Source organism: Geobacter sp. (assembly GCA_009684525.1).
In the GTDB taxonomy this organism is placed as follows: Bacteria; Desulfobacterota; Desulfuromonadia; order Geobacterales; family DSM-12255; genus Geoanaerobacter.
In genome coordinates this window covers 954,117-967,833 of sequence record WKKR01000001.1, presented here as the reverse complement: position 1 = coordinate 967,833, position 13,717 = coordinate 954,117, and the positions used below count along the sequence as shown (strand labels likewise).

14 protein-coding genes are annotated in these 13,717 nt (G+C 64.1%); all 14 read left to right on the top strand.

What is annotated here, in order from left to right; genetic code table 11:
• Window positions 1-66 precede the first annotated feature (66 nt).
• The 14 genes from GJT30_04275 to GJT30_04210 all read left to right on the top strand — a co-directional run bounded on the left by GJT30_04275 (window position 67) and on the right by GJT30_04210 (window position 13,713).
• Complete coding sequence (locus GJT30_04275) at window positions 67-2,337, top strand: AAA family ATPase (GenBank protein MSM38824.1); 2,271 nt, start codon at window positions 67-69, stop codon at window positions 2,335-2,337.
• A 37-nt stretch (window positions 2,338-2,374) separates the two neighbouring features.
• Window positions 2,375-3,763 (top strand): DUF4157 domain-containing protein, encoded by a 1,389-nt coding sequence (locus GJT30_04270; protein MSM38823.1) that lies wholly within the window; start codon window positions 2,375-2,377, stop codon window positions 3,761-3,763.
• A complete protein-coding gene (locus GJT30_04265) occupies window positions 3,760-4,230 on the top strand; it encodes a hypothetical protein (GenBank protein ID MSM38822.1) in 471 nt (156 codons plus the stop codon). The genes GJT30_04270 and GJT30_04265 overlap by 4 nt, the downstream gene beginning before the upstream one ends.
• A 44-nt stretch (window positions 4,231-4,274) precedes the next feature.
• The gene (locus GJT30_04260) at window positions 4,275-5,870 is read left to right on the top strand and encodes a hypothetical protein (protein ID MSM38821.1); all 1,596 of its coding nucleotides are present in this window, start codon (window positions 4,275-4,277) and stop codon (window positions 5,868-5,870) included.
• A 45-nt stretch (window positions 5,871-5,915) separates the two neighbouring features.
• Complete coding sequence (locus GJT30_04255; GenBank protein MSM38820.1) at window positions 5,916-6,515, top strand: DUF4255 domain-containing protein; 600 nt, start codon at window positions 5,916-5,918, stop codon at window positions 6,513-6,515.
• Between the two features lie 3 nt (window positions 6,516-6,518).
• Window positions 6,519-6,830, top strand: a complete 312-nt coding sequence (locus GJT30_04250; protein ID MSM38819.1) for a hypothetical protein — start codon at window positions 6,519-6,521, stop codon at window positions 6,828-6,830.
• 46 nt (window positions 6,831-6,876) lie between these two features.
• Window positions 6,877-8,076 carry a phage tail sheath family protein gene (locus GJT30_04245; GenBank protein ID MSM38818.1) on the top strand — a complete coding sequence of 400 codons (1,200 nt, stop codon included), beginning with the start codon at window positions 6,877-6,879 and terminating at the stop codon, window positions 8,074-8,076.
• A gap of 77 nt (window positions 8,077-8,153) precedes the next feature.
• The gene (locus tag GJT30_04240) at window positions 8,154-9,686 is read left to right on the top strand and encodes a phage tail sheath family protein (protein MSM38817.1); all 1,533 of its coding nucleotides are present in this window, start codon (window positions 8,154-8,156) and stop codon (window positions 9,684-9,686) included.
• A gap of 63 nt (window positions 9,687-9,749) precedes the next feature.
• A complete protein-coding gene (locus GJT30_04235; protein MSM38816.1) occupies window positions 9,750-10,184 on the top strand; it encodes a phage tail protein in 435 nt (144 codons plus the stop codon).
• Window positions 10,181-10,549: a phage tail assembly protein gene (locus GJT30_04230; GenBank protein ID MSM38815.1), complete on the top strand. Its 369-nt coding sequence runs from the start codon at window positions 10,181-10,183 to the stop codon at window positions 10,547-10,549. Before GJT30_04235 ends, GJT30_04230 begins: the two co-directional genes overlap by 4 nt.
• Window positions 10,492-10,704: a hypothetical protein gene (locus GJT30_04225; protein MSM38814.1), complete on the top strand. Its 213-nt coding sequence runs from the start codon at window positions 10,492-10,494 to the stop codon at window positions 10,702-10,704. Before GJT30_04230 ends, GJT30_04225 begins: the two co-directional genes overlap by 58 nt.
• A gap of 2 nt (window positions 10,705-10,706) precedes the next feature.
• The gene (locus GJT30_04220) at window positions 10,707-11,144 is read left to right on the top strand and encodes a phage tail protein (GenBank protein ID MSM38813.1); all 438 of its coding nucleotides are present in this window, start codon (window positions 10,707-10,709) and stop codon (window positions 11,142-11,144) included.
• Between the two features lie 9 nt (window positions 11,145-11,153).
• The gene (locus tag GJT30_04215) at window positions 11,154-13,091 is read left to right on the top strand and encodes a hypothetical protein (protein ID MSM38812.1); all 1,938 of its coding nucleotides are present in this window, start codon (window positions 11,154-11,156) and stop codon (window positions 13,089-13,091) included.
• A gap of 1 nt (window position 13,092) precedes the next feature.
• Window positions 13,093-13,713, top strand: coding sequence for a LysM peptidoglycan-binding domain-containing protein (locus GJT30_04210; GenBank protein MSM38811.1), 621 nt, complete (start codon window positions 13,093-13,095; stop codon window positions 13,711-13,713).
• Window positions 13,714-13,717: the final 4 nt, after the last annotated feature.

Genomic DNA, 13,717 nt, shown 5'->3' with positions numbered 1-13,717 from the left:
TGCACATTATTTGCACATTATTTGTGGCATGCATGAATATTGATATAGTGGGATTTAGTGTCAATAATGAAGGGCATAAATATTTTGCATATGAAATATGACAATAAAAATGCTGCACGGTGTGTAGATGATATTGATCATTGTGTATATGCGAGCATATTAGAAAGCATAGATGACGACATAAACAGGATAAGGCTTGCCGCACAATGGCTCATAAAAAGGAATAGCACACTTTACATACAGAATAACTCAGACAACCTGAGAAACTACGTCATTTTAGATGAGGAGATAGAGTCTCTTCTATCATCTCCGGACGGATTCTCCACTGCTTCACCGGATCGCTCTGACAATGACGGGACTCTGGCCCTGCTACAGCAGTACAATGACCTCTGCGCACAGATCGATGCAAAAAAACGGATCACCGCGCAAACCGGCCCCGAACTCCCCGGCATGAAGCTGGCCCGGCTCTTCCGGCTCACACCGTTCGAGGAGATCTGCCTGGCCGTCTGTTGCGCCCCGGAGCTGGACAAACGGTACGAGCGGCTCTACGCTTATCTCCACGACGACCTCACCCTGAAACACCCCACCCCCGGCCTGATCATGGACCTCTTCTGCCACACGCCGCAGGAGCGAGTCGATGCCCGCCAGGCCTTTGCCGCATCCGCTCCCCTGCTCCAATACGGTCTGCTCATTGTCGGTGACCCCCCCCAGGGCTCGGCCTCCCGGCTGCTGTCTTGCCCGCTCTCCCTCGACCGGAGGGTTGCCGACCATCTGCTCGGTCTGAGCGGAATCGACGACCGTCTGGCGCGGTTTGTCCGGCTGGAGGACGCTGTGGTGGAACTGGGGCTGGTTACGCTTTCCGAAGAGGCCTGCGACCGGTTGCGGGGATTCGCCCGGCAGCACCTGGAGCGGTTCGACGAGACTGACCGGCATGTCGTGCTCCACTTCCACGGGACGTACGGCACCGGCAGGAAATCCGTGGCCAGGGCCATTTGTCACGACCTGGGGAGGCCGCTGCTTCTGGCCGATGCGGAACAGCTGCTGGACGGGCCGATCCCCTTTGCCGAAGCGGCACTGATCCTGGCCAGGGAGGCGGCGCTGCAGTCAGCAGTGCTCTGCCTGGAGCAGGTCGATTCCCTGGTGCACGACGAGGCCAATGCCCGGCGCCTGCGCCTCCTGGCAAAGATCCTGGGCGATCTGGTTCCGCTCACCATCCTGATCGGCAGCAAGCCATGGCAGCCGCGCGGGATGTTCGGCGATCACCTCTTCCTTGGCATCGACTTTCCGCTTCCCGACGACAGCGCCCGGCAACGGCTCTGGGAACAGGCGCGGATCAACGGCACCGGCAGGGTGGAGGGGGTCGATTTCGGGACCCTTGCCGGGACGTTCCGCTTCTCGCCGGGACAGATCCGGGATGCGACACGGGCAGCCGGGCATCTGGCCGCATGGCAACAGGGGGAGAACGCGCAGCGGGTCACCGCAGCCGAGCTCTATGCTGCCTGCCGCGACCAGTCGAACCAGAAGCTCTCCGCCCTGGCGCATAAGATCGAACCGGCCTACGGCTGGGACGACATTGTCCTGCCGGCCGATCATATGGACCAGCTTCGGGAACTCTGCAACCAGGCCAGGTACCGGCACGTGGTCTACGGCTCCTGGGGTTTCGGCCGGAAACTCTCCACCGGCAAGGGGCTGAACGTCCTCTTTTCCGGGCCTCCCGGCACGGGCAAGACCATGGGTGCCGAGGTGATCGCCCACGAGCTGGGCCTTGACCTCTACAAGATCGACCTTTCCCAGGTGGTGAGCAAGTACATCGGCGAGACCGAGAAGAACCTGGACCGGATCTTCTCCGAGGCGCGCACCTGCAACGCCATCCTCTTCTTCGACGAGGCCGACGCCCTGTTCGGCAAGCGTTCCGAGGTGAAGGACGCCCACGACCGCTACGCCAACATCGAGATCGGCTATCTGCTGCAGAAGATGGAGGAGTACGAGGGGGTCGCCATCCTGGCCACCAACTTCAGGTCCAACCTGGACGAGGCGTTTGTCCGCCGGCTGCAGTACGTGGTGGAGTTTCCGCTGCCACCGCTTGCCGAGCGGCGGCGTATCTGGGAAAAGGTCTGGCCCGATGCCGCGCCGCTCGATGCCGGGCTCGATCCGGAGTTTCTGGCGCAGCGATTCGAGATCGCCGGCGGCAATATCAGGAACATCGCCCTGGCAGCGGCCTTCATGGCCGCGGACGAGGAAGGCGACATAACCATGCAGCACCTTTTGCGGGCTACGCGACGGGAATTCCAGAAAATGGGGAAGATTGTCTCTGAGGGGGATTTTGGCACTGTCTGACAGTCGATCCCCGTGCGCGAGTGGAAAGAGGTCTACCATGAAAAAGTGCATGGCTGAGAGAGAAGTTGAAGCGGCTGAACTGCGCAAACAGGAGAGGTCCGAAGCCGAGACGGTCAGCGATACGGCAATCCAGAGCGGAGTGCGCGCACAGGGAGCCGTCGATTCGGCTGTCCCGGCGGGGCGCGGGAAACCCGGCATGCTGGAACATGCCGCGCTCGTTACGAGCATCTCCGGGAGACGGCCGGTGCAGGCGGCGCGACTCATGTGCGCCTTGCAGCACGATTTCGGCAACCGGTATGCCCGGAGGGTGCTGGCTCTTTCGGCACAGGGGGCGGGAAAGACCGATGTGACACCGGAAGTGGAAACCGGCATCCAGACTGCGCGGGGGGGTGGCCAGGCCCTGGACAGCACGGTCAGGTCCCGCATGGAGCCGGCGTTCAATGCGGATTTCAGCAATGTACGGGTGCATACGGGCGGCAAGGCCGATGGACTGAACCGGGCCTTGTCGGCGCGCGCCTTTACCACGGGACAGGACATCTTCTTCAAGGAAGGCGAATACAATCCCGCCAGCTCGACAGGGCAGGAACTGCTGGCGCACGAACTGACCCACGTGGTGCAGCAGGGTGGCGGGGTCCAGGGGAAATTCGAGGTCAGCAGCCCGGACGATGAGCAGGAGCGGGAGGCTGATGTCATGGCGCGCTCGGTGGTGGCGACCATGGCCGATCCGCAACAGCTTCATGGGGCAACGGCCGAGCATGGAGCCGCCCAGGCGCGCCAGTTTTCTCCCAAGGCGCTTCCGGCAGCCACCGCTTCACGGAAGCTGCAGCGGAGGATGGTGGCAACGGGCGATCCCCGCGGATTCGCGACCCTGGCCAATTCCATCATTGCCGTGCAGTACGAGGTGGTAGTCTCTGCCGCCGGGGTGGTATCCGTCAGGTCGACCAGTGTCCAGGGGCCGCCGACACCGGCGGCGCAGGAGCTGGTGAGCGTGCTCAACACCGTGATCGGCGACTCGAAGGCCACCACCATCGAATTCATCCATGGCACGACTTCGACCAGGGCCAGCGACCAGAACGTTATCGCCGGCAATTACGCCCTCTCCCGGGTCGATCTCGACGATCTGGCCATGGCCGGCGGATCGGCAGGGCGCGGACTGACCGCCGGAACCTGGCTGGCGCACGAGATCCAGGAACAGTACCGCAAACAGGCCCACGGCGAAGGCTACGGCGCTGCCCATGCGGCCGGGATGGCAACTGAGGAGCGGGCCTCCGGGGCGACGATCACCCCCGGCACCATGACCCAGATCAATGCCACCACCATCCAGTGGACCGACACCTACACCTATCCCGACGGCAGGCGCGAGGCCGTAACCGTGACCGTGACCAACGGGAACATCACCAACGTATCCAGAAGGGCACTGCCGTGATCCTTCCCCACTACCCGCAGGGGTGCCTGGCCGTGGCCTGCGCTGCGGTGCTGGCGGCGGCACCTGCACCGGTGGCAGCCATGGCAGTCGGAGGTGAACAGCATATGAAGCTATCGGTGGAAGGGCTCTCGAATGCGGATATCCAGTGGCAGGGTACACGCGCCGGCTTCACCCCGCAGCTGACCGGTGAAAAGGCCGGGGCCGTTGCCGGGATGGGGGATCAGGTCATCCCGCAGCTGTTGGCGTTGCTCGACGATGAACAGGCCTTTATTGCCGCCCATGTTCTCCTGACCCGGATCTCAGGGGTCGAATACCAGCCGTTTCCGCTCTGGAACGGCCTGGCACTCGATATTGCCGCCAACGGGACGGTGACCGTCGACCCGGCACAGAGATTTGCGCTGGCACGAAGATGGGGGCGCTGGTACAGCAGCCGGCCGCGCCCTGCTCTGCTTCCGCCCGAGGATTGAACGGCAGTGACCTGCATGACTATAGGCACGATAACGGGATGCCCATGATGCACAGAACAACCGACATTGCTCCTGCAGTCTCTGCACGACAGGCCGAGCGCCCGGAGCCGGCAGCGCAACCGGTCGCGGATGCGGCGGATATGATGCGGGGCTGTCCCGTATCCTTTGCCGGTGGGGGCGCGGGGGGGGCCGACCTGCGGGCACAGGCAGCTCTGGTGCGGCAGATGACGGAGCGGGCGCCCGTGGCAGCCGGACGGTTGATGCGTTCGCTGCAGCGTGATTACGGCAACCGCTATGTCCAGAGGATGCTGACCCGACAGGCAGACGCCACGACAGGCGTTGTCCAGGCGCAGCACGAAGAGGAAGAGGAGCCGATCCAGGCACGGAGCATTGCCGGAAAGCCGCTGCAGAGAAAGATCGTCATGGCCACCGGGGGGACCCCTGCCTGGCAGGAGATGAGAGCCGCCGATCGTCGCGCGTTTCTGACCCGACACGCCTCAACCTGGGGGCGCAGGGCGGATCGGCAGCTGGCGGCACGTATTGCCGAAGACCTGGCAGCCACTGGCGACGACCTGAGATTCGATAACGAGGCCGAACTGGCAAGGGAGATCAGGAAACGGATCGTCACGAGCAGTGTCATGGTCGAGGCCCAGATGCCCGCAAGCGGCGTCACCGGTTTTGCCTACCCGTTCCGGGGGGCTGCCCGCTACTACGGGCCCCGGGTGAATTATGACGCCCGTGACTACTGGCAGCCCAGCGTTCCGGACAATTATGCCCTGCGGCGTGACCGTGCGCGGCAGCAGAGAATGGATGCCGTCGGTCAGGACAACGACAAGGCCGCTGTCTACGGCGACCCCACCAAGCCGTATCGGTTCACCCTGACCACTCTCGGGCGAAGGAACCCCTACACTGCGCTGGTTTCGCTCTTCAACCCCCAGCCGGTGCACAAGAAGAGCCTGATCCACTGCGACTATTTCGTGACCCTGGTCCACTACCGCTCGTTTGCGGACGCCCTGACGCCGTCCGAGTTCAATCGCCGGGTCCAGGCCGGCACCATCCCCATGGTTCTCAAATGGGACGGCTTCGACGACATCGAAGCTTCAACGGCAACAGCCGCAGGCACCCACCTGCAGATGGTTATTCCGACCCGAAGGAACGACCTGGTCATAGGGGACCATGTCTATTTCTTCAACCACAAGGCCTATGACGTGCTCATCCAGGGGGTGGGAGGGGTCTGGCGGCTGGAGAATGCCATCCTGGTCGACCGTCTGAGGGGGGTCGACTATTTCCTCGGCCATGGCTCGGGATACGAGACCGAGGGGGGGATCAAGCGGAAGCTGCTCAGGGAATACAACAACCATGTGGCCCAGGCGCGGCAGATCATTGCCGCAACCGAACGGGGGAGCGCCAGGAGCAGGGCCGACGCCAGAACACGCCTTGCCCGGATGTTTCCGACCCTGGTCAAGCGGGGGAACGTGTACTACCTCGTCGGGGTCAACAGGGTCGGCGTTGCCATCAATGAGCCGCTGCGTTTCCTGACCGAGGCCGATATCCCCGGTCTCTACAGCCCGGATACCTATGTGAGTGCCGCAAATCCGGGTACGTTCTACATAGTCCGGCGGCCGGTGGAATCGCGCTGAGACGCGGCGCATCCGTACCGATCGCCAGGAGGAGCTTTTCGCGTCATGCTCGACGACCTCGATAAAACCTTGCAGGAACTGCTCAGGCAGGAGCTCCCCCCCGGCGTGGTGAGCCAGGTCTCCATCAGCTTCGCCCCGCCGGACGACCGCTTCCCGCCGTCGTCGGTGACGCTGCCGGCCATCGACCTGTTCCTCTACGACATCAGGGAGAACCGGGAGCTGCGCAACCGGGAGTGGGAGTTGGAGCGGCGCAGCGACGGCACGGGCCGGAAGCGGCGGCCGCCGGTGCGGGTCGACTGCTCCTACCTGATAACGGCCTGGCCCTCGGGTGCTTCGAGCACGCCGGCTTATGACGAGCATCGCCTGCTGGGAGAGGTGATGAAGGCGCTCCTGCGGCACCCCACCATCCCCAAAGAGCTCTTGCAGGGGACGCTGATGGGGCAGGCTCCAGATCTTCCCGCGGTCAGCCTGCTGCCGGGCCAGCTGCAGAGCATGGCGGAGTTCTGGCAGGCACTCGGCGGCAAGCCGAAGGCAGCACTCAACTATACCATTACCATCGGTGTGGAACCGTTCGCTCCGGAAGAGACCGGACCGCTGGTTACCGACAAACTGCTGAAGTTCAAGCAGGGGGTGGGGGAGGGATAACGAGTGGCGCAATGGGAAATAACACGGCATCAGGTGGCAATTGCGGGCAAGGTGACCGAGACGGCGACGGGAAAGCCGATCCCCGGTGCGCGGGTGGTCATCTCTTCGGCAACGGTGGCATGCGAAGTCATAACGGAATTGGACGGCCATTTTCACGTACTGGATCTCGCGGACGGGGAGTATGAACTGGAAGCGTCGGTATCGGTGCGGGGGAGCCGGTACGGAACGGCCACGACACAGGCGACCGTAGCGCGCAACGGCGTGGGGAGAGTCCTGATGGCTGTCGCAGACATGCAACTGGCTGTCATTCATTGACATAGCGACGTGAGGATGCACGAACAACATCAAAAAGGAGGAAGACATGGCTGAATATCTCGCACCGGGAGTCTATGTGGAAGAGGTGCCGTCAGCGGTAAAACCGATCGCCGGGGTCGGTACGAGCACGGCCGGATTCGTGGGGATTTCCGCGGATATCACGGGGACCGGCATGCCGGCGAAACCGGGAGGGGGGAATTACACCCAGGTTGCAGCCCTTGACCCTACGCCGATCAACAACTGGGAAGAGTTCAAGACCAAGTTCGGGGATTTCTGCGCTGCCAACCAGTATTTGGCCCATGCGGTCTACGGCTTCTTCAACAACGGCGGCACCCGCTGCTGGGTGACCCGGGTAACCACCGTGGATGACGTCGACAATGCCGTCGACCAGTTCAAGGATATCGACGAGATCGCCGTGCTTGCCGCTCCGCTTCCCCCCGACACTGCCCAGGACGCCCTCAACGCGGTCCATGCCACGCTGGTGAGCCACTGCCAGCTGATGGAAGACCGGGTGTCGATCCTCGACTGCGCCCGTGACATCGCCGACGACAACCTGGTGATTTCCACCGACGATTCGGGCATCTGGCGGCCGTCAGCCAATCCCAAGGGGTATGGCGCGTTCTATTTCCCCTGGATCGAGGTCTCCGACCCCCTCCAGCCGATGGGGACCAGGATAGCCGTCCCCCCCAGCGGCCATCTGGCCGGGATCTATGCCCGCTCCGATGCCCAGCGCGGCGTCCACAAGGCGCCGGCCAACGAGGTGGTGATGGGGGCGCTCGGGCTCAAGTACCGGATCGGCAAGCCGCTCCAGGGGAGCCTGAACCCGCGGGGCGTCAATTGCATCCGCGAATTCAACGGTACCATCAAGGTCTGGGGGGCGCGTACCCTTGCCTCCGACCCAAGCGGCGACCCTGAATGGGTCTACATCAACGTTCGCCGGCTCATCAACTTCATCCGCGAGTCCATTGACGAGGGGACCCAGTGGGTGGTGTTCGAGCCGAACGACCAGGCGCTCTGGGCCAAGATCAACCGGAACGTGACCGCATTCCTTACCAATGTCTGGCGTTCCGGGGCGCTGTTCGGCAGTACGCCCCAGGAGGCCTTCTTCGTCAAGTGCGATGCCGAGACCAACCCGCAGGAGGTCCGCGACCTGGGGCAGGTGGTCACCGAGATCGGCGTTGCCATTGTGAAGCCGGCTGAATTCGTCATCTTCCGGATCAGCCAGTGGGCCGGCCCGAGCAAGTAGGGGAAAGCACCCCCCATCTGCCCTTTGGGTAAGGGGTGGATGGGGGGAAACGGCAGTCAACGAACGGGGATTCCTGCATGCTTGGACAGCCCTATAAGACACCGGGTGTCTATATCCACGAGGTGGTGGTTGCCACCGAAGCGGAGTTGCAGAGTGGCGTGCCGCTCTTCATCGGCTATGCCGGCGACGGCATTGCCCGGGGGCTCACAGAGGTGAGCCAGTGGGAGCGGTTTGCCGCGCTGTTCGGCACGCCTGCCCCCGGCAGCTTCCTTGCCTATGCGGTCCGGGGTTTCTTTGCCAATGGCGGGAGACTCTGCTACGTCCTCTGCCTGGACAGGGCGGAACCGGTTGCCGGGGCGCTCGAACGCGCCCTGGCGCAGCTTGCCCATGAACTGCTGCTGGAAAAGGTCGATCTCATCTGCGCCCCGGACCTGCTACTCTTTCCGGGGCAGGAGACAGAGCTGCAGCAGAAGCTCCTGGATTTCTGCCGCATCGGCATCGGGGAGAGCGATTTCAACATCTTCGCCATTCTCGATCCGCTCCCCGCGGCGACCGCCGACACGGCCCTCGCGCAGCGGCAGGCGCTCACGGGAGACGACGGTGCGCTCTACTATCCCTGGATCAGGGTGGCGGACGGTCCTGCCGCAACCGACGGCTGCATCCCCCCCTCTGGCCACATCGCCGGCATCTATGCGCGCAGCGACCGGCAGACCGGCGTGCACAAGGCGCCGGCAAACGAGGTGATCGAAGAGGCGCTGGATCTGGCCACGAACCTGACCGACCAGGATCAGTCGGTGCTCAACCCCGGTCAGGTCAACTGCCTGCGGGTCTTTCCCGGCCGCGGCATCCGCGTCTGGGGAGCCCGGACCGTAAGCCGCGAACCTGCCTGGCTCTATGTCAATGTCAGGCGCCAGTTCCTCGCCATCAGCCGCTGGATTGCGCGGAAGATGGTTGTGATGACCTTCGAGCCCAACGACGCCGCACTCTGGATGCGGGTCAGGCGGGAGATCAACAGCTACCTGACCGGGCTCTACCGCAAGGGGGCCTTCCAGGGGAACAGCAGCGAAGAGGCCTTTTACGTCAAGTGCGATGCCGAGATCAACACCCAGGAGCGGCGGGACCGGGGCGAGCTGATCGTGGAGATCGGCCTGGCAACGGCGGTGCCGGGTGAATTCATCATCATCAGGATTGTCCAGGCCGAGGGGAAGGTGACCGTCACCCCGCAGACGGCACCAATAACGACGACGCCCGTCTCGAACCTCTCCGGTTTCGCATCGGCCACCGGCGTGGTGATCGCTGCCATTACGGAGAACCCGGCCGGCCCCGACCTGGCCGGAGAGCATCTCCTGCTGAGAAACCAGGGGAGCGCGCCGGTGGAGATGACCAACTGGGTGCTCAAAGACCGTGTCGGCCATCGCCTGCTCTTTCCCCGCTTCATCTTTCAGCCGGGGATGGAGGTCAGGGTCTGGACGAAAAGGGGGGACAACAGCCTCACCGACCTCTACTGGGGGCACCAGGCGCCGCTCTGGAACAATACCGGCGACGAGGCATACCTGTACGATTCACAGGAGCATCTGATCGCATCCTTTGAATATATTCGGAGCAACTAGAAACCAGCGGCTCGCTACACGAACAATTCATGTACGAAGCCATCAATCAAGGAGGAGTAAATCATGCCTACTGGAGAACGGAAAGATCCTTTTCGCGCCTACAACTTCCTGGTGGAGATCGACGGCATAACCCGGGCAGGGTTCCGGGAGTGCTCGGGCCTTGACACCACCCAGGACCCCATCGACTACCGCGAGGGGGGACAAGCGCTCCATGTCCGCAAACTGCCGGGGCTGGTCAAGTATTCCAGCATCTCGCTCAAGCGGGGCATCACCGACGACGCCGAGCTGTGGGAATGGCGGAAAAAGGCGATCGAGGGGAAGGTGGAGCGGAAGAACGGTTCCATCATCCTGTTGGACGACACCGGCGCCGAGAAACTCCGCTGGAACTTTGTCGAAGGGTGGCCCAGCAAGTGGAGCGGCCCGACCTTCAACGCTACCGGCAACGAAGTGGCCATCGAATCGCTTGAGATTGCCCATGAAGGGGTAGCCAAGGCATGACGCTCCAGACCGAGTTTCCCTTTACCCTTCCCCGGGGTTATGTGGATAGCGAGGGGAACCTGCATCGGGAAGGGAGCATGCGTCTGGCCACCGCCTTTGACGAGATCGCCCCCATGAAGGACCCGCGGGTGCAGTCCAATCCTGCCTACCTGGTGATCATCCTTTTGTCCAGGGTGATCACCAGGCTCGGCAGCCTGACCGCACTCAACCCGAAGATGATCGAGGGGCTCTTTTCTGCAGACCTGGCCTTTCTGCAGGATTTCTACCGCCGTATCAACGAATACGGCACCAGCAGGATGGAGGTGGGGTGCCCCCACTGCGAAGGGCGGTTCGAGGTCGAGGTGAACGGCTCGGGGGAAGCATAGGCTACCCCTCGGAGCGGCTCTCCGAGGAGGTAGCCTACATCGCCTATCATTTTCACTGGCCCCATGACGAGATCATGGGGATGGAGCACCGGGAGCGGCAACGCTGGGTGGACGAGATCGCCCGGATCAATGAACGGCTGAACGAAGAGAGATGACCATGGCATTAGGCAGCAGGCGCGACCCATACCTCAGCTTCAATTTCCTGGTGGAGCTGGAAGGGCTTCTGGTCGGTGGCTTCAGCGAGGTGTCGGGGCTCCAGGCAGAGATCGAGCTCCACGACTATCGCGAGGGGGGGCTGAACGACTATGTGCACCGCCTGGCCGGGCCGGTGCGCTACCCCGCCAACCTGGTGCTCAAGCGGGGCATCACCGACAACCAGGCCCTCTGGCTCTGGCACTGCGACGTGCGGCGCGGCATCATTGCGCGGCGCAACCTCACCGTCATCCTGCAGGACCAAACCGGCCAGCCGGTGAATTACTGGCACCTGGAACGGGCCTATCCGGTCAGATGGATGGGACCCGAACTGCGGGCTGACTCCAACACCGTAGCAGTGGAGACGCTGGAACTGGTCCACTGCGGATTCTCGACCCTGTAGGCACTGGCCATGGACGACACCACAGCTCGCCATACGGACGCACCCCCGGCCGGCACCGGCGGGGAAGACGGGACGCTTTCCCTGGCCAGATCCGTGCGGGGGCGCTACGACCGGCTTTCCCCCCTGCAGGGTGGCGGCATGGTAACGGGAATGGAGCGGCTGCAGAACATGGCCGAAGACGGGGCGTCGCTCTCCAGGGAGATCATCGGCCGCTGGAGCAACAGGGACGCTCCCGCTGTCCACGGACCGCTCCCCTTTCGGTCTGGCATCCGCCGCGCCGCGATACGGGACGGGGATGCTCCCGGTCTACTGGCCGCAGACCGGGAGCAATCGCCTCCACCGCTGCCTGCCGCTTTGGCGGTGGTCGGCAACGGCAGCGTCTCCGGGCGGATCGCTACGGATCGCGGGGTTTCTACATCCGCAAGGCTGCAACCGCGCCTGTCGGGCAGCATCGGTCAGACACTCGCCGGTTCCCCAGGCGCAAAGGCCATGAATGAGCGGCTTTCGCGCGCGGCAATGCCGTATGCCGCCGGCAGTCCGGCCATGGCAGAGCGTCCGGCAGAGCAGGCCGGAGCGGCAACCGGCCGGCACGTTGGGACAGGCCTGCCCATCTCGATCGGCAGGCCCGCGACGACCGATCAGCCCGGTGCCTGGTCCGGGGCGGTGCCGTTGCCGGCGGGAATGGGCGAGGTTTCCCATCCGTCAGTGCAGCGGGTAGAGGCGTCGATGAAGGCCGAAGCGGGGGCTCGTGTAACGGAACAGTTGTCGACGGCACGGGAGCAGGCGGTTTCGCCGCCATTACCCGGTCCAATGGGCCATGCCACCGCTCTTCTGCTCTCCCCGGCCGCCAGACCGGCCGGTGCCCGGCGCGAGGTCCAGTTGGTGCGCCTTTCCGACACGGCATCCCGCAAGAGCGGCAACAGGGAGACGGAGCAGTCAGGAGAGTCCGGAGAGCACAGCCGGGTGACCCGGGGCAGCGATGCCCCGGCCGGTGCCGCACCGAGCGGGAAGATCCCCGGTATTGGCGCGTCCGGGTCCCGTGCGGTAAGCGGTCACGATACACCCCTGCCGTTCAGCCGGGCGCAGGAGACCTCCACCGCAACGGATTCCGTGCAGCAGAGCCCCGTGTCCCTCGAATCGTCGGCTGCGCCTGGGTCTGCAGCAGCGGCCGTAGAGACTGCCGCTCCGTTTTCCGCCCGGTCGTTCGCCAAGGGTCAACCCTATCTCCTGCGCAGACTGCCGTCGGCAGGCAGCGCCGGCAGCGCGGGGACAGGCAGCAGCCAGGGGATCGGCAGCACCACTCCCGGCCGGCACGCGGAGATGCGGGCTGCGCCTGCTGCCGTGCAGAGAAAGACGGACGGCGCGGCGACTTCGTCGCTGTCGCACCGGTCAACGCTTTCCCCCTTGCCGCTGCAGCGTGATGCGGTTTCCGCCGCGCCAGCCGAAGCGGAGCAGCCGGTTCTGGCCGCTTCCCCGGCACAAGCCGCAGTGCCGTCGTCTCGCGACCGGGCTGTCGCGTCGGTTGCGGGCGTGCTGCCGTTATCGGCTCGGCAAGAGCGGTTGAACCGCACGATAGGGGGTTCCGCACTGGTGGAAAACGGTAGCGGGGCGGCAGCTCTTGCAGCGGCTCCCCGCACCCCGGCAACGCTGCCGCTGGCAAGAATGCCCGGAGCCGTTTTCCGCCAGATTTCCGGCTTCCCGCAGGCGATGGACGGGGCCCGTGCAGGCAATTCCGCTCCTCTGCAGCGCAGCGCGGAGCAGGAAACCACCTCTGCGACCGGGCCGGCAGCAGGGCAGGGAGCGCCGACTCCGGCAGCAGTGCCGGCGCCGGCTTTGCCGCTTCCGGGCGGGAACCCCGAGGGAATTGACCTGGAACGGCTGGCAGACCGGGTCTATGCCATCATCGAACAGCGGCTGATCATCGAGAAAGAGCGCAGGGGGCTTTGAGATGAGACTGGAAAAGGCGACCATTCAGAAGATCATCGCCGGGAGCCCCGAGACCATCGAGGTGCTGTTCAACCCCAGCGAGTACCGGCTGTCGGTGTCGAACCAGTTTGCCGAGGTCGCCATTCCCGGCCTGGAAGCACCGCCGATCCAGTTCGTCCGGGGCGGGGCGCGGACCTTGTCCATGCAGCTCTTCTTCGACACCTACGAGGCAGGGACCGATGTGCGGGAGCATACCGGCAGGGTGGGGCGGCTGCTCGATACCGACCCTGAGCTCCATGCCCCGCCGGTCTGCCTCTTCAGCTGGGGGACCTTCAATTTCCAGGGGGTGCTGGAGCGGGCCGAGCAGCGCTTCACCCTCTTCTTTCCCAGCGGCATGCCGGCCAGGGCCACGATCGATGTGACATTCAAGGAGTTCAGCGACCAGGGCCTGCGGATGGGGAAGCACCGCAGCGCCAATTTCGACAAGCGGCACACGGTCCGGCGCGGTGACACCCTGAGCAGCATCGCGGGGAGCGTCTACGGCGATCCCCGCAACTGGCGCCCCATTGCCGAGGCCAATGCCATGGACGACCCCCTGGCGCTGCAGCCGGGGCAGGTCCTGACCATCCCGGCCATCGAGTGAGACC

Bases quoted from the DNA above. Each gene is read 5' to 3' on its own strand.
- GJT30_04230 (MSM38815.1), top strand. From the start codon at position 10,181: ATGACGCTCCAGACCGAGTTTCCCTTTACCCTTCCCCGGGGTTATGTG.
- GJT30_04270 (MSM38823.1), top strand. From the start codon at position 2,375: ATGAAAAAGTGCATGGCTGAGAGAGAAGTTGAAGCGGCTGAACTGCGC.
- GJT30_04220 (MSM38813.1), top strand. From the start codon at position 10,707: ATGGCATTAGGCAGCAGGCGCGACCCATACCTCAGCTTCAATTTCCTG.
- GJT30_04210 (MSM38811.1), top strand. From the start codon at position 13,093: ATGAGACTGGAAAAGGCGACCATTCAGAAGATCATCGCCGGGAGCCCC.
- GJT30_04260 (MSM38821.1), top strand. From the start codon at position 4,275: ATGATGCACAGAACAACCGACATTGCTCCTGCAGTCTCTGCACGACAG.
- GJT30_04255 (MSM38820.1), top strand. From the start codon at position 5,916: ATGCTCGACGACCTCGATAAAACCTTGCAGGAACTGCTCAGGCAGGAG.
- GJT30_04240 (MSM38817.1), top strand. From the start codon at position 8,154: ATGCTTGGACAGCCCTATAAGACACCGGGTGTCTATATCCACGAGGTG.
- GJT30_04215 (MSM38812.1), top strand. From the start codon at position 11,154: ATGGACGACACCACAGCTCGCCATACGGACGCACCCCCGGCCGGCACC.
- GJT30_04235 (MSM38816.1), top strand. From the start codon at position 9,750: ATGCCTACTGGAGAACGGAAAGATCCTTTTCGCGCCTACAACTTCCTG.
- GJT30_04275 (MSM38824.1), top strand. From the start codon at position 67: ATGAAGGGCATAAATATTTTGCATATGAAATATGACAATAAAAATGCT.
- GJT30_04245 (MSM38818.1), top strand. From the start codon at position 6,877: ATGGCTGAATATCTCGCACCGGGAGTCTATGTGGAAGAGGTGCCGTCA.